Annotated in this window: 19 protein-coding genes; 9 read left to right on the top strand and 10 right to left on the bottom strand. The window is 71.6% G+C overall.

The window, feature by feature from the left end:
- Window positions 1-39: 39 nt before the first annotated feature.
- Entirely contained in the window at window positions 40-1,518 is a 1,479-nt protein-coding gene (locus tag ACZ4UU_RS36205) for a glutamate-cysteine ligase family protein (protein WP_471907642.1), read from the bottom strand.
- Window positions 1,519-1,682: 164 nt separating this feature from the next.
- On the opposite strand from ACZ4UU_RS36205, the gene ACZ4UU_RS36210 reads away from it, so the two are divergent.
- The gene (locus ACZ4UU_RS36210) at window positions 1,683-2,852 is read left to right on the top strand and encodes an MFS transporter (protein ID WP_471907643.1); all 1,170 of its coding nucleotides are present in this window, start codon (window positions 1,683-1,685) and stop codon (window positions 2,850-2,852) included.
- Between the two features lie 137 nt (window positions 2,853-2,989).
- A complete protein-coding gene (locus ACZ4UU_RS36215) occupies window positions 2,990-3,805 on the top strand; it encodes an SAM-dependent methyltransferase (protein ID WP_471907644.1) in 816 nt (271 codons plus the stop codon).
- 52 nt (window positions 3,806-3,857) lie between these two features.
- Here the strand turns inward: ACZ4UU_RS36215 and ACZ4UU_RS36220 are convergent, their stop codons facing one another.
- Window positions 3,858-4,763: a helix-turn-helix domain-containing protein gene (locus ACZ4UU_RS36220; RefSeq protein ID WP_471907645.1), complete on the bottom strand. Its 906-nt coding sequence runs from the start codon at window positions 4,761-4,763 to the stop codon at window positions 3,858-3,860.
- A 151-nt stretch (window positions 4,764-4,914) separates the two neighbouring features.
- Between ACZ4UU_RS36220 and ACZ4UU_RS36225 the strand changes: the two genes are divergently transcribed.
- Both ACZ4UU_RS36225 and ACZ4UU_RS36230 read left to right on the top strand, forming a co-directional pair.
- Complete coding sequence (locus ACZ4UU_RS36225) at window positions 4,915-5,304, top strand: VOC family protein (RefSeq protein WP_471907646.1); 390 nt, start codon at window positions 4,915-4,917, stop codon at window positions 5,302-5,304.
- A gap of 45 nt (window positions 5,305-5,349) precedes the next feature.
- Window positions 5,350-6,090, top strand: a complete 741-nt coding sequence (locus tag ACZ4UU_RS36230; RefSeq protein ID WP_471907647.1) for a maleylpyruvate isomerase family mycothiol-dependent enzyme — start codon at window positions 5,350-5,352, stop codon at window positions 6,088-6,090.
- Window positions 6,091-6,108: 18 nt separating this feature from the next.
- On the opposite strand, the gene ACZ4UU_RS36235 is transcribed toward ACZ4UU_RS36230, so the two are convergent.
- Entirely contained in the window at window positions 6,109-6,489 is a 381-nt protein-coding gene (locus tag ACZ4UU_RS36235) for a MarR family winged helix-turn-helix transcriptional regulator (protein WP_471907648.1), read from the bottom strand.
- A gap of 85 nt (window positions 6,490-6,574) precedes the next feature.
- Between ACZ4UU_RS36235 and ACZ4UU_RS36240 the strand changes: the two genes are divergently transcribed.
- Window positions 6,575-8,059 carry an MFS transporter gene (locus tag ACZ4UU_RS36240; protein WP_471907649.1) on the top strand — a complete coding sequence of 495 codons (1,485 nt, stop codon included), beginning with the start codon at window positions 6,575-6,577 and terminating at the stop codon, window positions 8,057-8,059.
- A gap of 70 nt (window positions 8,060-8,129) precedes the next feature.
- Window positions 8,130-8,414: a DUF6332 family protein gene (locus ACZ4UU_RS36245; protein ID WP_471907650.1), complete on the top strand. Its 285-nt coding sequence runs from the start codon at window positions 8,130-8,132 to the stop codon at window positions 8,412-8,414.
- Here ACZ4UU_RS36245 and ACZ4UU_RS36250 read toward each other — a convergent pair.
- From ACZ4UU_RS36250 to ACZ4UU_RS36260, 3 genes are all read right to left on the bottom strand, one after another.
- Entirely contained in the window at window positions 8,375-9,040 is a 666-nt protein-coding gene (locus ACZ4UU_RS36250) for a response regulator (RefSeq protein ID WP_471907651.1), read from the bottom strand. The two genes, ACZ4UU_RS36245 and ACZ4UU_RS36250, sit on opposite strands and share 40 nt — an antisense overlap.
- Complete coding sequence (locus ACZ4UU_RS36255; RefSeq protein WP_471907652.1) at window positions 9,037-10,278, bottom strand: sensor histidine kinase; 1,242 nt, start codon at window positions 10,276-10,278, stop codon at window positions 9,037-9,039. Before ACZ4UU_RS36255 ends, ACZ4UU_RS36250 begins: the two co-directional genes overlap by 4 nt.
- 223 nt (window positions 10,279-10,501) lie before the next feature.
- On the bottom strand, window positions 10,502-11,206 hold the full coding sequence (locus ACZ4UU_RS36260; RefSeq protein ID WP_471907653.1) for a TetR/AcrR family transcriptional regulator: 705 nt from the start codon (window positions 11,204-11,206) through the stop codon (window positions 10,502-10,504).
- 127 nt (window positions 11,207-11,333) lie between these two features.
- Here ACZ4UU_RS36260 and ACZ4UU_RS36265 point away from each other — a divergent pair, with 127 nt between their 5' ends.
- The gene (locus ACZ4UU_RS36265) at window positions 11,334-11,783 is read left to right on the top strand and encodes a nitroreductase family deazaflavin-dependent oxidoreductase (RefSeq protein ID WP_471907654.1); all 450 of its coding nucleotides are present in this window, start codon (window positions 11,334-11,336) and stop codon (window positions 11,781-11,783) included.
- Here the strand turns inward: ACZ4UU_RS36265 and ACZ4UU_RS36270 are convergent.
- Window positions 11,773-13,011: a geranylgeranyl reductase family protein gene (locus ACZ4UU_RS36270; protein WP_471907655.1), complete on the bottom strand. Its 1,239-nt coding sequence runs from the start codon at window positions 13,009-13,011 to the stop codon at window positions 11,773-11,775. The genes ACZ4UU_RS36265 and ACZ4UU_RS36270 overlap by 11 nt on opposite strands.
- Window positions 13,012-13,144: 133 nt before the next feature.
- Between ACZ4UU_RS36270 and ACZ4UU_RS36275 the strand changes: the two genes are divergently transcribed.
- Window positions 13,145-14,500, top strand: a complete 1,356-nt coding sequence (locus ACZ4UU_RS36275) for a M20/M25/M40 family metallo-hydrolase (protein WP_471907656.1) — start codon at window positions 13,145-13,147, stop codon at window positions 14,498-14,500.
- Between the two features lie 25 nt (window positions 14,501-14,525).
- On the top strand, window positions 14,526-15,578 hold the full coding sequence (locus tag ACZ4UU_RS36280; RefSeq protein ID WP_471907657.1) for a protein kinase family protein: 1,053 nt from the start codon (window positions 14,526-14,528) through the stop codon (window positions 15,576-15,578).
- Here ACZ4UU_RS36280 and ACZ4UU_RS36285 read toward each other — a convergent pair.
- The 3 genes from ACZ4UU_RS36285 to ACZ4UU_RS36295 form a co-directional block, all read right to left on the bottom strand.
- Window positions 15,520-16,560 (bottom strand): NUDIX hydrolase, encoded by a 1,041-nt coding sequence (locus ACZ4UU_RS36285; protein WP_471907658.1) that lies wholly within the window; start codon window positions 16,558-16,560, stop codon window positions 15,520-15,522. The two genes, ACZ4UU_RS36280 and ACZ4UU_RS36285, sit on opposite strands and share 59 nt — an antisense overlap.
- Window positions 16,561-16,702: 142 nt before the next feature.
- Window positions 16,703-16,969, bottom strand: coding sequence for a hypothetical protein (locus tag ACZ4UU_RS36290; RefSeq protein ID WP_383448925.1), 267 nt, complete (start codon window positions 16,967-16,969; stop codon window positions 16,703-16,705).
- Between the two features lie 31 nt (window positions 16,970-17,000).
- Window positions 17,001-18,005, bottom strand: coding sequence for a TIGR01777 family oxidoreductase (locus tag ACZ4UU_RS36295; RefSeq protein WP_471907659.1), 1,005 nt, complete (start codon window positions 18,003-18,005; stop codon window positions 17,001-17,003).
- Window positions 18,006-18,020: the final 15 nt, after the last annotated feature.

Here is an 18,020-nt window from a genome sequence, read left to right on the forward strand (position 1 = left end):
CCAAGCCGGTCCACGGGCCAGGCTGGTCCACGACCTCGATCAGTCCACCGGCCACGTGTGCGCGGCCGCGTTGAGGTGCATGTAGTCCATGTACGTCGTGGTCATCCGCCGCAGCGCCTCGTCCCGGTCAAGGACGCCGGCCTTCTCCAGCTGGTGCACGGTCTCCGCCTGCCACAGGGCCCCGTTACGGGCGACGACGCAGCGCTGCTCGACGATGCCCAGCAGGGGTTCGCGCCACGCCGCGTCCAGGCCGGCCAGCTCCAGGCCGCGATGGGCGAGGGGCAGCAGGCGGCGCAACACCAGTTCCGGGACCGGCACTTCGCCCATGCCGGGCCAGTAAAGGCGGGCGTCGATGCCGTCGCGGGCGGCGGTGTGGAGGTTCTCCTCGGCGACCGAGAACGACATCCGCGTCCAGATCGGCCGGTCCTCGTCGACGAGGGCACGGGTGAGGCCGTAGTAGAAGGCGCCGTTGGCGATGATGTCGGCCACGGTGGGCCCGGCGGGCAGGACGCGGTTCTCGATGCGCAGGTGCGGGCCGCTGTCGGTGACGGCGTAAATGGGCCGGTTCCAGCGGTAGATCGTGCCGTTGTGCAGTGTCAGTTCGCCCAGTTGCGGGGCGCCGCCGTCGTCGAGCGCCCGCTGCGGGTCCTCCTCGTCGCACAGGGGCAGCAGGGCCGGGAAGTAGCGCACGTTCTCCTCGAACAGGTCGAAGACGCTGGTGATCCACCGTTCGCCGAACCACACCCGAGGCCGTACGCCCTGGGCCTTGATCTCCTGCGGGCGGGTGTCGGTGGCCTGCTCGAAGAGGGGGATGCGGGTCTCGCGCCACAGCTCCTTGCCGAAGAGGAAGGGCGAGTTCGCCGCGAGGGCGATCTGCACGCCCGCGACGGCCTGGGCCGCGTTCCAGTAGTCGGCGAAGTCCTTCGGTGCGACCTGGAGGTGGAACTGGGTGCTGGTGCAGGCGGCCTCGGGGGTGATGGTGTCGGCGTACGTCGACAGTCGCTCGACGCCGTCCACCATGATCCGCAGGTCCTCGCCGCGGGCCGCGAAGATCTGCTCGTTGAGCAGCCGGTAGCGCGGATCGCCGGACAGGGCCCGCTCGCCGACGTCCGTCTCCCCCAGGGTCGGCAGGATGCCGATCATGATCAGGTGGGCGCCGACGGCCGCGGCGCGGTCCTCGGCGTGGTTGAGCGCGTCCCGGATCGCCTGCTCCCAGGCGCCGGGGCCACCGGTCGTCAGCTCCCGGGGCGGGATGTTGATCTCCAGGTTGAAGCGGCCCAGCTCGCTCGACCAGGAGGGGTCGGCGATGGCCTGGAGGACCTCGGTGTTGCGCATCGCCGGGCGTCCGGCGTCGTCCACCAGGTTGAGCTCGATCTCCAGGCCGACCCGGGGGCGCTCGCTCTCGAAGGTCGACTCGCGCAGCATCTGCGCCAGCACGTCGAGACAGCTGTGCATCTTCTCCCGGTACCGACGGCGGTCCTCCCGTGTGAACACCAGGGCCGGCACATCACGTCCCATCAGTGCCCTCCCGAGTTCCCTCGGCTGACAGCTCTCGTCCCAGCGTCGCACTTCGGGCGGCACCCGGACAGTCGGCCGACGCGGGCGCGGCCCTTGTCGTCTCCCCCGCGCACGCCTAGCCTGACTTTGTGCCGCTAATAAACAAAACCCGATCGCACAGCGCCGTGCCGGGTATCCCTCCCGACCTGACCCACCTCCGCATCGCCCTGACCACCTTCTTCGCCCTCGACGGCTTCGTCTTCGCCGGCTGGGTCGTCCGTATCCCCGCCATCAAGCAGCAGACCGGTGCCTCCGCCGGCGCCCTGGGTCTGGCTCTCCTCGGCGTCTCCGCCGGGGCCGTCGTGACGATGGTGCTCACCGGCCGCCTGTGCCGCCGCTACGGCAGCCACCTCGTCACCGCCGTCTGCGGCGTCCTGCTCTCCCTCAGCGTGGCCCTGCCCCCACTCACCCACTCCGCGGCGGCCCTCGGCGCCGTCCTGCTGGTCTTCGGTGCCGCGTACGGCGGGATCAACGTCGCGTTCAACAGCGCGGCGGTCGACCTGGGCCGGGCCCTGCGGCGGCCCATCATGCCCAGCTTCCACGCCGCCTTCAGCCTCGGCGGCATGGTCGGCGCCGGGCTCGGCGGACTGGTCGCCGGGGCGATGTCGCCCACGCGGCATCTGCTCGGCCTCACCGTGATCGGGCTGGTGGTCACGGCCCTCGCGGGCCGCGTCCTGCTGCGCGTCCCACCGCCGCGGTCCCCCGAGAGCACGCCGAAAGACGAGTCCGCCCCCCGCCGCCTGGACGCCCGGACCCGTCGTCTGGTCATCACCTTCGGCCTGATCGCCCTGTGCACGGCCTACGGCGAGGGAGCCCTGGCCGACTGGAGCGCCCTGCACCTGGAGCAGGACCTGCACGCCTCACCGGGCGCGGCCGCCATCGGCTACTCCTGTTTCGCGCTCGCCATGACCGTCGGCCGGCTCACCGGCGCCTGGCTGCTGGAGCGCCTGGGACAGACCCGTACCCTCGTCCTCGGCGGCGCCACCGCCGCGGCCGGGATGCTGCTCGGCGCGCTCGCCCCCACCCTCTGGGCGGCACTCCTCGGCTTCGTGATCACCGGGCTGGGCCTCGCCAACCTCTTCCCCGTGGCCGTCGAACGCGCCGGCACGCTGGCCGGTCCCGACGGGGTCGCCATCGCGTCCACCCTCGGCTACGGCGGCATGCTGCTGGGCCCACCCGCCATCGGCTTCATGGCGGACTGGCTCTCCCTCCCGCTCGCCCTCACGAGCGTGGCCGCCCTCGCCGCCACGGCGGCGGTCATCGGCTTCGGCACGCGGCGTGCGACGGCACGCTGAACGGCCAACAGGTGTGGCTGTAAAGGCGAGTTGAGGTCCCATGATTCACATGAGGCGCACGGTGGGGAATAACGTGGGTGTCCACGACCGGCGTTGGCCGGTTTCGTGGTCCTGACCACACATATGCGGGAGTGTCCATGACTGAAGAGCCAGAGAACACCGAGCACGCGGCGCTCGCCAAGATCGACACCTCGGTGCCGCAGTCGGCCCGGATCTGGAACTACTGGCTGGGCGGCAAGGACAACTACGAGGTCGACCGGGTGGCGGGTGACGCGTTCCGCGCGATCTTCCCCGGAATCGAGACCGGCGCCCGCGCCGCGCGCTACTTCCTCGCCCGCGCCGTTCGTCATCTGGCCGCCGAGGAGGGCATCCGGCAGTTCCTGGACATCGGCACCGGGCTGCCCAGTGTGGACAACACCCATGAGATCGCCCAGCGGGTGGTCCCCGAGTGCCGGATCGTCTACGTCGACAACGACCCGTTGGTCCTGGCCCACGCCCGCGCGCTGCTCACCAGCACGCCGGAGGGGGTCACCAACTATGTCGACGCCGACCTGCGCGACCCGAGCACCATCGTGCGGGAGGCCGGGAAGACCCTGAACTTCGACCAGCCGGTCGCCCTGATGCTGATGGGCATCCTGGGCCACATCGAGGACTACGACGAGGCGCGCTCGATCGTGCGGCAACTGGTGGACGCGCTGCCCTCCGGCAGCTACCTGGTGCAGTACGACAGCACCGACACCAGCGAGGCCTACGTCCGGGCCATCCAGCAGTACAACGACGGCGGCTCGATCCCGTACATCCTGCGCAGCCCCGAGCAGATCGCGGGCTTCTTCGACGGGCTGGAGCTGCTGGAACCGGGCGTGGCCTCGTGCTCGCGCTGGCGTCCGGACGCGGGCGCCTGGGGTCTGCCGGCGGAGGTGCACCAGTACGGAGGGGTGGCCCTCAAGCGCTGACCGCGCAGGGCTTTCGGCCTGCCGCCCGCCGACCGCCGGTCCACGCCGCGGATCAGGTTTCCTGGAGGATGCGATGGAGAATCGTCGGCGTCTCGTCCGGCGATTCCGCCTCGACCACCAGGCGGTTCATGACATCCCAGTAGCGCTCGATCTCGTCCGGCCTGTCGGGGTAGAGGGCGGTGGCGAGTTGTTCGAGATAGACCATGTCGGGCAGCAGGCCGCCGGGCAGCCGCAGGATGGTCACGGGTCCGCTCTCCGCGGCGTGGCCGCCGGCGAGGAGCGGCAGGATCTGCACGGTGACCTGCGGGAGTCGGCAGAGCTCGATGAGATGCCTGAGCTGGGCGCGCATCACGTCGAGGCCGCCCACCGGGCGGCGCAGCGCCGCCTCGTCGATCACGGCCCAGAACTGCGCCGTCGGCCGGCGGTGCAGGATCCGCTGCCGTGTCGCCCGCAGCATGCACCGCCGGTCGATCTCCCGCGCACCGGCGCCGGGGTGGGCGAGCCGGATGGCGGCACGGGCGTAGTCGGGGGTCTGCAACAGGTGGGGCACACGCTGGACCTCGAAGCAGCGGATGAGGCTCGCCGCCTGTTCGGCGCCGAGGTAGAGCTGCGCCCAGGCGGGCACGACGTCGCTGTAGTACTGCCACCAGGCGGGGGTGTTGGCCTGTTCGGCCAGGGTCAGCAAGGTGGCACGCTCGGCCTCGTCCGTGACGCCGTAGAGGGTGAGCAGATCCTCCACGTCCCGCGGTTTGACCCCGTGGCGGCCGCCCTCCAGCCGACTGATCTTGGACCGTGAGGCCCGGATGACGTGCCCAGCGGCAACGCGCGAGATCCCCCGCTCCTCCCGCAGTCCGCACAGCCGCGCGCCCAGCACCAGCCGCGCCACCACGGGCCCGGCCGACTCCCCGTCCAGGCCCCTGCCGCCGACCGGGGTACGTGCTGCCTCATCAGGGCGCATGGGCGATCTCCCTGCGACGGACGCGACTTGCGCGCGAACAAGCGGTGCGGCCGCCATCCTAGGGGCTGTCGGGTACATGATCTTCAAGTCCCGGGTACGGCCACCCGGAAGTGCGGTGGCGCGCCGGCGCCGCGGTCCGCATCATGACCGGATGGCGCGACTCCACGACATCGTCATCGACTGTGCGCGACCGGCCGCCACGGCCCGCTTCTGGGCCGCCGCCCTCGACGGTTACGCCGTCGCCCCCTACGACGACGCTGAGCTCGCGCGGCTGCGCGCGCAGGGCATCGCCGATCCGGAGGACGACCCGACCGTGCTCGTCGAACCCTCCGGCGGCGGCCCACGCCTGTGGTGTCAACTGGTGCCGGAGGGCAAGCTCGTGAAGAACCGCCTGCATCTGGACCTGGTCTGCGGCGCCCCAGAGGACGAGCTCGGCCGGCTCACCGCCCTCGGCGCGACGGTCCTTGTCCGGTTCGACGACCACTGGGTCCTCGCCGACCCCGAGGGCAACGAGTTCTGCCTCTTCCCCACCGCGCCCTGAACAGCACTTCCCTTCGACCGCACTCCATCCGGCACACTCACCCCCATGGAGACATCCGACTTCGTCCGCACCCTCGACCACGAGGGCCGGCTGCTGGCGGCGGCCGCCGAGTCGGCAGGGACCGACGCGAAGGTGCCGACCTGTCCGGAGTGGCAGGTGCGGGATCTGGTGAGGCACACGGGGATGGTGCACCGCTGGGCGGCGGCGTTCGTGGCCGAGGGACACATGTCCCCCCGCCCCGACGGGGGCCTGCCCGACCTGGACGGCGCCGAGTTGCTCACCTGGTTCCGCGAAGGGCACCGCCACCTGGTCGACACGCTCTCGGCGGCCCCCGCCGACGTGCGGTGCTGGCACTTTCTGCCCGCTCCGTCGCCCCTCGCGTTCTGGGCCCGCAGACAGGCGCACGAGACGACCGTGCACCGCTTCGACGCGGAGGCGGCACGCGGGGGTACGCCGAGCGGGATCGACGCCGGTTTCGCGGCGGACGGCATCGACGAGTTGCTGTGCGCCTTCCACGCCCGGCCGAAAAGCCGGGTCCGCAGCGCCGAGCCGCGGGTGCTGCGGGTGAGGACGACGGACACCGACGGCGCCGTGTGGACCGTACGGCTGTCGCAGGAGCCGCCGGCGGCCGAGCGGGGCGACACCGCTCGGGCCGACTGCGAGATCACCGGACCGGCCGAGCGGGTGTATCTGTCGCTGTGGAACCGGCAGCCCTTCCCGCATGTGACGGGCGACGAGGCCGTCGCCACGCTGTGGCGGGAGAACTCCGCCGTCACCTGGAGCTGAACCCGGGCCCCGAGCAGGTCAGTTGGCCAGCATCCTCGTCAGCACCGCACGCTGCAGGGGCAGTACCGTGCCGTGCAGCGTGCGCCCCTTCGCCGTCAGGCACACCTTGACGCCCCGCCGGTCCTCCGGGCACATACCGCGCTCGACGAGCCCGTCCTTCTCCAGCCGGGCGATCAGCCGCGACAGGGCGCTCTGGCTCAGATGGACGCGCTCGGAGATCTCCTGCACCCGGTACGACGGGCGCTTGGCGTCCGCCAGCACGTCCAGGACCTCGAAGTCGCTTGCGCACAGGCCGTGTCGACCGAGGGCGCGGTCGAGTTCGCACTGGGTGCGCGCGTGCAGCGCCAGGATGTCGTGCCACTGGTCCACGAGTGCCTGCTCGGGCTTCTTCGCCGCCATGGGCGCACCGTAGCAGAGTTCCGCAATTATTGCATCGGAATTAAATGCGCTTGCATCCCATGCATGCGCATGTAATGTCTCCGTCATGACCTCTCCGCTCACCACACCCGCGTCCGTCGGACGCTGGACCCCCCGGCTGTGGGGCACCCTCCTGGTGCTGTGCGCCGCGATGTTCCTGGACGCGCTGGACGTGTCGATGGTCGGCGTCGCCCTGCCGTCCATCGGCGCCGACCTGGGCCTGTCCACCTCGACCCTGCAATGGATCGTCAGCGGCTACATCCTGGGCTACGGCGGCCTGCTGCTCCTCGGCGGACGCACCGCCGACCTGCTGGGCCGACGCCAGGTGTTCCTCGTGGCCCTGGCCGTCTTCGCGCTCGCCTCGCTGCTCGGCGGGCTCGTCGACTCGGGCCCGCTGCTGATCGCCAGCCGGTTCGTCAAGGGCCTCGCCGCCGCGTTCACCGCGCCCGCGGGCCTGTCCATCATCACCACGACGTTCGCCGAGGGCCCGATACGCAACCGCGCGCTGGCGATCTACACGACCTGCGGCGCCACCGGCTACTCGATGGGGCTCGTCTTCTCCGGCCTGCTCACCGAGGCCAGTTGGCGCCTGACCATGCTGCTTCCCGCACCCGTCGCGCTGATCGCCCTGATCGCCGGCCTGAAGCTGCTCCCGCGCACCGAGCGCGAACGGACGAGCGGCGGCTACGACATCCCCGGCGCCATCCTCGGCACCGCCTCGATGCTGCTGCTCGTGTTCACCGTCGTCGAGGCACCGGAGGCCGGCTGGGGCTCGGCCCGCACGATCCTGTCGTTCGTCGCCGTCGTCGTCCTGCTCACGGCCTTCGTCCGCGTCGAGCGACGCAGCCCGAGCCCGCTGATCAGGCTGGGTGTGCTGCGCTCCGGGGCCCAGGTGCGGGCGCAGCTCGGCGCGTTGACGTTCGTCGGCAGCTACATCGGCTTCCAGTTCCTGGTCACGCTGTACATGCAGCAACTGCTCGGCTGGTCGGCGCTGCACACGGCGCTGGCCTTCCTGCCGGCGGGCGCGCTCGTGGCGCTGTCGGCGACGAAGGTCGGTGCGATCATCGACCGGTTCGGCACGGCACGGCTGATCGCCATCGGGTTCGCCGCGCTGGTCGTCGGCTACCTCCTGTTCCTGCGGATCGACCTCGACCCGGTCTACGCCGCGGTCATCCTGCCCACCATGCTGCTGGTGGGCGCGGGCTTCGCGCTGACCTTCCCCTCACTCAACGTCCAGGCCACCAACGGCGTCGACGAGCACGAGCAGGGCATGGTCTCGGGCCTGCTCAACACCTCGGTCCAGGTGGGCGGCGCGCTGTTCCTCGCCGTCGTGACCGCGGTCCTGACCGCGAACAGCCCCGAGGAACCCGCGTCCCCCCAAGCGGTCCTCGACAGCTACCTGCCCGCCCTGGTCGTGACCACGGTGATCGCGGTCGCGGGCCTCCTGATCGCCCTCACCGGACTGCGTACGCGCCGCGAGCAGCGGACCGTCGTGGTCACCAGGTCCACCGCGAAGGAGGCGGAAGCGGAGCCCGTTGCGGTCCGCGACTAGGGGGACCGCCTCCCGGGGGCGCCCGGCGGAGCCGCTTGCTCCGCCGGGCGCCCCCTGTTTGACTCCAGGTATGGAGAACTACGGGGGACGGCGCCGTCAGGCCGAGCGGGACGCGATGACCGTCGAGATCGGATACGCGCTGTTCAGTGCCGCGTTCGCGGCGGCGGTGCTGTTCGGGGCGATCGTCGGGCCGGCGTTCGTCTTCGACGTGTCGGACGCTGCGCGCGACGCCCTCGCCGGCGTGGGCGCCGCGGTCGCGGTCGTGCTGTTCCTCGCCCGGGTCGTCAGCGTGCTGACCCGGTTCCGGCAGGAGTCTCAGCCCAGCCAGCCCGGCCGTACCAACCCCGACTCGTAGGCCAACACCACGAGTTGGGCCCGGTCCCGGGCGCCGAGCTTCACCATGGTGCGGCTGACGTGGGTCTTCGCGGTGAGCGGGCTGACCACCAGGCGCCGGGCGATCTCCTCGTTGGACAGGCCGATGCCGACCAGCGCCATCACCTCCCGTTCCCGCTCGGTGAGTTCGGCCAGGGCGCCCGCGGCGGCCGGCTCCTTGGAGCGGGCGGCGAACTCGGCGATGAGCCGCCGGGTCACGCCCGGCGACAGCAGTGCGTCGCCCTCGACCACCGCCCGTACGGCACGCAGCAGTTCCTCCGGCTCGGTGTCCTTGACCAGGAAGCCGGAGGCACCCGCGCGGATGGCCTCGAAGACGTACTCGTCGAGTTCGAAGGTGGTCAGCATGACCACCCTGACGTCCTTCAGTTCCACGTCCTCGGTGATCCGGCGGGTCGCGGCGAGACCGTCCATGACCGGCATGCGGATGTCCATCAGGACGACGTCGGGCCGCAGTTCGCGCACCTTGCGCAGCGCCTCCTCGCCGTCGGAGGCCTCCGCGGCCACCTCGATGTCGGGCTGAGCGTCCAGCAGCGCCCGGAAGCCGGCCCGCACCAGTGACTGGTCGTCGGCGAGCAGTACGCGGATCACCGGTCCTCCTTGTCATGAGCGTTCTTCAACGGCAGTACGGCGAGCACCCGGAACCCTCCGTCGGCACGCGGGCCCGCCTCGATCGTGCCACCGAGCGCGGCCGCCCGCTCCCGCATTCCGGCGAGTCCGTTGCCGCTGCCGCCCGCGTCGGCGCCGGTCGCGGGACCGTCGTCGTCGATACGCAGCCGCAGCGTCGTCCGGTCGTCGTGTTCGAGGCGCACGCGCGCGTGCCGCGATCCCGAGTGGCGTACGACGTTGGTGAGGGCCTCCTGGACGATCCGGAAGGCGGCGAGGTCGGTGCCGGGCGCCAGGCGGGGCGGCTCGCCCTCGACCTCGACGGTGAGGCCGGCGCTCGCGGCCTGCTCCACCAGTTCTGGCAGCCGGTCCAGGCCGGGCGCCGGGGTGCGCGGGGCGTCGCCGGGGGTGCGCAGGGTGTCGAGGACCTGGCGGACCTCGCCGAGCGCCTCCTTGCTCTTGGCCTTGATGGTGGTGAGTGCGGTGCGGGCCTGTTCGGGGTCGGTGTCGAGGAGGGCGAGGCCCACGCCCGCCTGCACATTGATCACGCTGATGCTGTGCGCGAGGACGTCGTGCAGCTCGCGGGCGATCCGCAGCCGCTCCTCGTCGGCCCTGCGCCGCGCCGCCTGCGCCCGCTCGGCCCGCTCCTTCGCCCACTGCTCGCGCCGGGTCCTGGCCAGTTCCGACACCGCCACGATCGCCGCCACCCACGCGGCGATCACGCCCTCCTGCCCCCAGGGCGCGGCCGAGTCACCGGACGGCGGCAGCCACTGGTAGAGCCAGTGCGCCACCAGGGCATGCCCCACCCAGAACACCCCGACCGCCGCCCAGGCGGCCTTGCGGTGCCCCAGGACGATGGCGTTGAAGCAGGCCAGCGCGACGGCCACGAAGACCGGCCCGTACGGGTATCCGGCGCCCAGGTAGACCGTGGCGGCCGTCGCCGTGCCGAACGCGACGGCCACCGGGTACCGCTTGCGCCACAGCAGCAGGGCCGACGCCACGAACAGCAGCGCTCGGGCGAAGGGGTCGAGCGGCGCCCGGTCGTCGAGCTGGCCCTGGGCCGCGAAGTTCGAGCCGGCCATCACGAAGAAGGTGACCAGCAAGGTGGAGCGCCAGGGCCAGCGAGGAGCGCGCCCCTCGTCGGCCCACCGGTTCCACCCCGGCGGCCCGTGCCGCCACCACGTCCGCGGACCGCCGCCCCGGCGCGCCTGCTGCTCGTCCATGTCCGCCACGCTAGACGCGATGACGGCCGGGCGGCGTCACCCGCGCGTGGTGATCACACGTACTCCCCGCGAAGTACGTCCGCCGCCTCGGGCCCTCTGATCCACAGCCGCGCAGCCACCGCGGCACCCACCGGTTCGCGCGCCCGGCGAGCGGCATCGTGATCAGGAGACCGGCACTGTTGGCGGCAGCAGTGCCGGGTCCTGGCGCACGACTCGCGCGGGTCTACCCCTGTCCGTCCACCAGGCCGACCCCGTGCGCGAGCCGGATCACCGCATGCCGGAAGAACCCCTCCCGGTCCTCCACGACCCGGTTGAACTGCCCGAACAGCTCGAACCCGACGAGCCCGAAGAGCTCGGCCCAGGAGGCGACGAGGGCCGCGACGTTGACCGACGGGAGGTCGGGGGCCAGGTCGGCGGTCATGCGCTCGGCCTCGGGGCGGAGTTCGGCGGGCAGGGGTGCCGGTTCGGTGAGGCCGGAGGTCACGTGGGCCTCGCGCAGGATGCCGATGAAGACGAGGCCGACGCGGGAGGCGGGCGGGACCGTGGTGTCGGGCGCGGTGTACCCGGGCACGGGCGAGCCGTAGATCAGCGCGTACTCGTGCGGATGGCGCAGCGCCCAGTCCCGTACGGCCTGGGCCACCGCGGTCCACCGCTGGACGGGTCCGGCGTCGACGGCCTTGGCGTGCGCGGCCTCGGCGCTCTCGCCGAGGGAGTCGTAGGCGTCGATGATGAGGGCGGTCAGCAGGTCGTCGCGGCTGGGGAAGTAGCGGTAGAGCGCGGAGGAGACCATGCCGAGCTCGCGGGCCACGGCACGCAGGGAGAGCTTGGCGGCGCCCTCGGCCGCGAGCTGTCTGCGGGCCTCGTCCTTGATGGCCGCGGTGACTTCCATCCTGGCGCGGGCGCGTACGCCCTTTGCGGTGCTGCTCATGTGGGCCAGTCTTCCAGAAGAACAGAGCGGTGCACACATTCGAGAGCACTGCTCTTGCTTTGGATCACCGTTCGCGTGCACACTGCTCTCAAGCGAGAGCAGCGCTCTCTGAACACAAGGAGTCTCCATGTCGTCGCCGTACTACCTCAAGGGCAGCCCGCTCAACGTCCGCCTCAACAGCGTGATCGGCTGGCTGGCCCGGCACGGGCTCAGCATCGCGGGCACGGCGGAGATGTCCGTGCGCGGACGCAAGAGCGGCAGGATGCAGCGCATCCCGGTCAACCCGCACAGCCACAACGGCGCGCAGTACCTCGTCTCGGCCCGCGGCCACTCCCAGTGGGTGCGCAACATGCGCGCCGCCGGCGGTGGGGAACTTCGCGTGGGACGCAAGGTCCGCGAGTTCTCCGCGGTGGAGCTTCCCGACGAGGAGAAGCTCCCGATCCTGCGGACCTATCTGGAGAAGTGGGGCTGGGAGGTCAACCAGTACTTCAACGGGGTCACCGCGAAGTCCTCCGACGAGGAGATCGTCGCGGCGGCCGAGGACCACCCGGTCTTCCAGATCACCGTCAAGAAGTGACGTCGTCGGCCACGGGCTCCGCACGGCGGTCCATCGCGGTGAGCGCGCGGTGGGCCATCGGGTGGGTACGGACGATCTCGGCCAGTGACGTCGAGCCGCGGGTGATGTCCACGAACGCCTTCCAGGCCGGCCGGAAACCGGTCAGCGTGGCGTGGAAGAGGCCGGGACGGCGCTCGAACACGGTCAGCAGCCGCTTGCCGACGCTCATCTCGACGCCGAGTCCCGCCTTGATCGCGAAGGCGTAGTTCAGGGCCTGGCGCCGGGTGTCCACCGCGTCGTGCGCCTCGGCGATCCTGACCGCCCACTCCCCCGCGAGCCGTCCCGACCGCAGCGCGAACGAGATGCCCTCGCGGGTCCACGGCTCCAGCAGTCCCGCCGCGTCCCCGCACACCAGCACGCGCCCGCGTGACAGCGGCGAGTCGTCGGCACGGCAGCGGGTCAGGTGCCCAGAGGAGATGCTCGGTTCGAACCCGGCGAGGCCGAGCCGCCCGATGAACTCCTCCAAGTACCGCTTGGTGGCGGCCCCTTCACCGCGCGCCGAGATCACGCCCACCGTCAGGGTGTCCCCCTTGGGGAACACCCAGCCGTAACTGCCGGGAATCGGCCCCCAGTCGATGAGCACCCGCCCCTTCCAGTCCTCGGCGACCGTCTCCGGCACCGGGATCTCCGCCTCCAGGCCCAGATCCACCTGGTCGAGCTTGACCCCGACATGGGCTCCTATCCGGCTGGCGCTGCCGTCCGCGCCGACGACGGCCCGCGCGAGCAACGTCTCCCCGCCCTGGAGGACCACGGCGACGCTGCGCCGGTCCGGCACCGCCGAGCCGTGCTGCTCGACGCGCTGCACGGTGACACCCGTGCGCAGCTCGGCGCCCGCCTTCTGTGCGTGCTCGACGAGCTGATGGTCGAACTCGGGCCGGTTGATCAGCCCGAAGAGCATCTGCTTGGAGCGCCGGGTCCGGGTGAAGCGGCCGTTGTTGGAGAAGGTGACCGCGTGCACGCGGTCGCGGAAGGGCAGCTCGAAGCCGGGCGGGAGCGAGTCGCGCGAGGGGCCGATGATGCCGCCGCCGCATGTCTTGTAGCGCGGCAGTTCCGCTTTCTCCAGCAACAGCACGCGCCGCCCGGCGACGGCCGCCGCGTACGCGGCCGAGGCCCCCGCGGGTCCCGCGCCCACCACGACGACGTCCCACACCTGCCGCACGTCGTCCGCCGAAGAGTTCTCGCTGCTCACGATGGTCTACTGCTCCCGATCAAGCCGCCGCCTGCTGCTGTCCCCCGCATCCTACGGCGGGCATCGTCGCAGGCCGCTGTGGGAGGATCACAGCACTCACAGGTACAACGTCGCACCCACAAGGAGCGTGCCCATGTCGTCGAATCCGCTCGCCGAGACCGTCGCCTCGCTGATGCCCAGGGCGAAGGCGGAGCTCACCGAACTGGTGGCGTTCAGGTCGGTGGCGGACTTCGACCAGTTCCCTAGGAGCGAGAGCGAGGGCGCCGCCCGCTGGGTCGCCGACGCACTCGGCGCCGAGGGCTTCCAGGACGTGGCCCTGCTCGACACCCCGGACGGCACGCAGTCGGTGTACGGCTACCTGCCGGGGCCCGAGGGCGCGAAGACGGTCCTGCTGTACGCCCACTACGACGTGCAGCCCCCGCTGGACGAGGCCGCCTGGAGCACGCCGCCCTTCGAGCTGACCGAGCGCGACGGCCGCTGGTACGGGCGCGGGTCCGCCGACTGCAAGGGCGGCGTGATCATGCATCTGCTCGCCCTGCGCGCGCTGAAGGCGAACGGCGGCATACCGGTCCACGTCAAGGTGATCGCCGAGGGCTCGGAGGAGATGGGCACGGGCGGTCTGGAGCGGTACGCCGAGCAGCACCCGGACCTGCTGGAGGCCGACACCATCGTGATCGGCGACGCGGGCAACTTCCGCGTCGGCCTGCCGACGGTCACCTCCACCCTGCGCGGCATGACCCTGCTCCGCGTGCAGATCGACACCCTCCAAGGCAACCTGCACTCCGGCCAGTTCGGCGGGGCCGCGCCCGACGCGCTCGGCGCGCTGATCCGCGTGCTGGACTCACTGCGCGCCGAGGACGGTTCCACGACGGTGGACGGGCTGACCGGCGAGACGTCGTGGGAGGGGCTCCAGTACGCGGACGAACAGTTCCGCCAGGACGCCAAGGTCCTCGACGGCGTCGAGCTGATCGGCTCCGGCACGGTCGCCGACCGTATCTGGGCGCGCCCCGCCGTCACGGTCCTCGGCATCGACTGCCCGCCGGTCGTGGGCGCCACCCCGTCCGTGCAGGCGAGCGCGCGTGCGCTGATCAGCCTGCGGGTGCCGCCGGGCGTGGACGCGGCCGAGGCGACCAAGCTGCTCCAGGCGCACGTCGAGGCGCACACGCCGTGGGGCGCCCGGGTGCGCACCGAGCAGATCGGCCAGGGCCAGGCGTTCCGCGCCGACACCGGCAGCCCGGCGTACCAGGCCATGGCGGACGCGATGGCGGTCGCCTACCCGGGCCAGGAGATGCAGTACGCCGGCCAGGGCGGCTCGATCCCGCTGTGCAACACCCTCGCCGCGCTCTACCCGCGCGCGGAGATCCTCCTCATCGGCCTGAGCGAGCCGGAGGCCCAGATCCACGCCGTGAACGAGAGCGTGTCCCCGCAGGAGCTGGAGCGGCTGTCGGTGGCCGAGGCGCTGTTCCTGCGTAATTACGCGGCGAGTTGAGGAGCCGCGCGCTGGAATCGGGTCCATGACCCACACCGCGCGGCACGCCGCCCACACCGATGTCGCCATGTCCCTCGCGCTCCTCTCCGACCACGATCTCGCGGCTCTCGTGGCGGAGGGGAGGCCGATGGGGACCGGGATCGGCGGACGGGCGACGCTGGTCGAGGTCGACGGCGTCCAGGTCTTCGTGAAACGCGTACCGCTCACGGACGCCGAGCGGCTTCCCGAGCACGTCCGCTCCACCGCGAACCTCTTCGGGATGCCGCCCCACTGCCACTACGGCATCGGCAGGATCCCCAGCCCCGGCTTCGGCGCCTGGCGGGAACTCGCCGTGCACACGATGACCACGAAGTGGGTGCTGTCGGACGCGTTCCCCGGCTTTCCGCTGATGTACCACTGGCGGGTCCTGCCCGAGCCCGTGCGACCGCTCCCGGGCGAACTGGCCGACGTGGAGGCGGTCGTGCGCTACTGGGGCGGCGCCCCGGGGCTGCGTGAGCATGTCGAGGCCCGGCGGGCCGCATCCGCGTGCGTGGCCCTGTTCCTGGAGTACGTCCCGCACACCGTGCACGACTGGCTCCGCGCCCGGCTCGCGGTGGGCGACGCGCAGGCCGCCTGCCGGCTGGTGGAGCGGGGCCTCGATGCCACCACCTCCTTCCTTCGCTCACGGCAACTCCTGCACATGGACGCCCACTTCGGGAACTTCCTCACCGACGGCCACCGGCTCTACCTGGCCGACTACGGCCTGGCCCTCTCCCCGCGCTTCCGCCTGGCACCGGACGAGCGCGACTTCCTGGACCGGCACCGTGACTACGACCGCGCCTACACCTCCCTGTACCTGGTGCTCTGGCTCGTCACCGAGTTGTACGGGCACCGAGGGGAGGAACGGTCCGCGTTCATCCGCGCATGCGCCGACGGCGCCCGACCGGAGGGCATCCCGGAGGCCGCCGCCGCGGTGATCTCCCGGCACGCGCGGACGGCGGCCGCGATGGACGACTTCAGCCGACGGTTTCAGGAACGGGTCACGACGTGGGAACACCCGCCTCCAGATACAACGCCGCCCCGCGTTCCCGGGCCCTGAGCGCCCACCGCAGCCGCTCATAACGCACCGGCGGCAGCAGATCGGCTGCCTCCTGCTCGGTGACGAACCGGCAATCGCGCAGTTCGGGGCCGGGCAGCAGGAGGCGTTCGGCCTCCGTGGAGTCCAGGCGCCCGCCGTCGAAGAGGAGGCGCAGACCTCCGTATCCCGGGGGCGAGGGCCGCTCCCAGTCGACCACGAGGAGCCGCGGTACGTCGTCGAGCCGTATCCCCGTCTCCTCCGCGACCTCCCGGATGCCCGCCCGCGCGGGCGCCTCACCCCGTTCGACGACCCCGCCGGGGAACTCCCAGCCCGCCTTGTAGGTGGGGTCGACGAGCAGCACCCGGTCCTCCTCGTCGAAGAGCAGGACGCCCGAGGCGACCGTCTCGGCGGTGGGCTCGGGCGTCTGCACGATGTCGCAGACCGGGACCGCACCGCTGCCGACCGCCTCGGCGATGCGGACCGCGGTTTGGTACGGGGTCAGCAGGCCGTTGTCGACGGGATACGCGTCGGCGGTGAGCCAGGCGGCGAGTGCGGTGCGATACGGCTCTATGTGGTCGTACGACCACTGCCGGACCCGTATCTCGCCGTCGGGCAGCTCGGGCGGGATCTCCCGTCCGGCTATCCGCTCGCGCAGGATCGTTTCCGCCGGGGCGAGGAGCACATGCCTCACGGTGATGCGGCGGGCTGCAAGGCCGCCGAAGATCTCGTCCCGGTACTCCTGGCGCAGCAATGTCATCGGGACCACGAGGGTCCCGCCGAGCTCGGCGAGCAGCGCGGCCGCCGTGTCGATCACGAGACGCCGCCAGATCGGCAGGTCCTGGAAGTCACCGACCTCGGTGAGGTGTTTGGGCGGGAGCAGGTGGGTGAGTGCTCCGCCGATGACCTCGGGGTCGAAGAGCGTGCTGTTCGGGATCAGCTCGATCAGTTCGCGTGCGGTGGTGGTCTTCCCCGCACCGAACGCGCCGTTGATCCAGACGATCACGTTTCCCCCTCTTCTGTTGGCCCCCTGTGGCTTGCCCGCTCCACCCTGCCACGGAAACCAGCTCCCGTAGAGAGCGCATGACAGCGGCGCCGGGCCCCCTCGGATGCGGGGGTACGGCGCCGAGGTCGAGTCGGGGGGCTCGTCAGCCCTTCTTTGCCTTCTTCCCGTGCGGGGCGTCGTTCACAGCCCGCTCCGTCTCACGGTTGATGGCCCGGCCGACGGTGTCCAGGGCCTTGTCGACGCTCACACCGCCGAGCTTGGTCTCGGCGCCGGCCGGCAGCCCGGCGTCAGGGGTCCCGGTGGCGGGGGAGCCGGTGACCGGGAGCTCGATGGCGTGGGACGGGGTGACCGCCGCGACGACGAATCCGGTGGCCAGGGAGGCGATGGCGAGCATGCTGCGCTTCTTCATGACCGTTTCAACTGTGAAACGGAGGCGGGAGTCACGCTCCACCCCGGGGCGATCGGGACGGCGACGCGATTTCGGCCCCCGGCCGCGCCTTCTTGAGCCGACGCCGCACGCGCCGTACGAGATCGTCCGCCGCCTCCGGCCACCGGGCGTACTCGAAGTCGAACCCCTCGTCGAGCAGCCGGCCGGGCGTGACACGGCGGCTCTTCAGCAGGAGTTCGGTGTCCGAGCGCAGCGCGAACGCGCCGATCTCGGCCATCCACTTCGTCGCGGGCAGGCCCACGGGGACGCCCCACGCGGAGCGCAGTGCCCGCATGAAGGCACGGTGCGGCAGGGGTTCGGGAGCGGCGAGGTTCACCGGACCGGTGAGATCCGGCCGATCCACCAGGAACTCGACCGCGCGGACGAAGTCCCGGTCATGGATCCAGGAGACGTACTGTCCGCCGCCCGCCACGGGCCCTCCGAGTCCCAGCCGCGCCAGTCGCAGCAGGACGTCGAACACGCCACCGCGATCGGGGCTCATCACCATGGCGGAACGCAGGGCGACCTTCCGGGTGTGCGGTGTGTCGGCCTCCTCCTGCGCCCGCTCCCAGGCCTTGGCGATCTCGACGCTGTACGCCCAGTAGTCCGGCACATCCGGTTCGCCGCCGCCGATGACGCCTGTCGCCTCGTCGTGAGGCGCGTCGAACCGGTGGGCGTAGATGGTGGCCGTGCTCATCTGGAGCCAGACCCGCGGCGGCCGGGCGGCGCGGTTGATCGCCTCTCCCACGGCCCGGGTGGAGTGCACGCGCGAATCCATCATCGCCCGCAGATTGGGCGCGGTGTAGCGGCAGCTGACACTGCGCCCGGCCAGGTTGATCACGATGTCGCTGCCGTCGATCGCGGCGGCCCAGGGACCCAGCGTCTCCCCGTCCCAGTGCAGTTCACCCTTGTGCGAGGGCCGCCTCGTCAGGACGACGACCTCGTGTCCCGCGCCGCCCAGCGCGCGGTTCAGCACCGTCCCCACCTGCCCGGTTCCCCCAGGGATCACTATCTTCATCGACTCCCCCTCGTG

It is taken from the genome of Streptomyces sp. NPDC028907, from assembly GCF_055564995.1.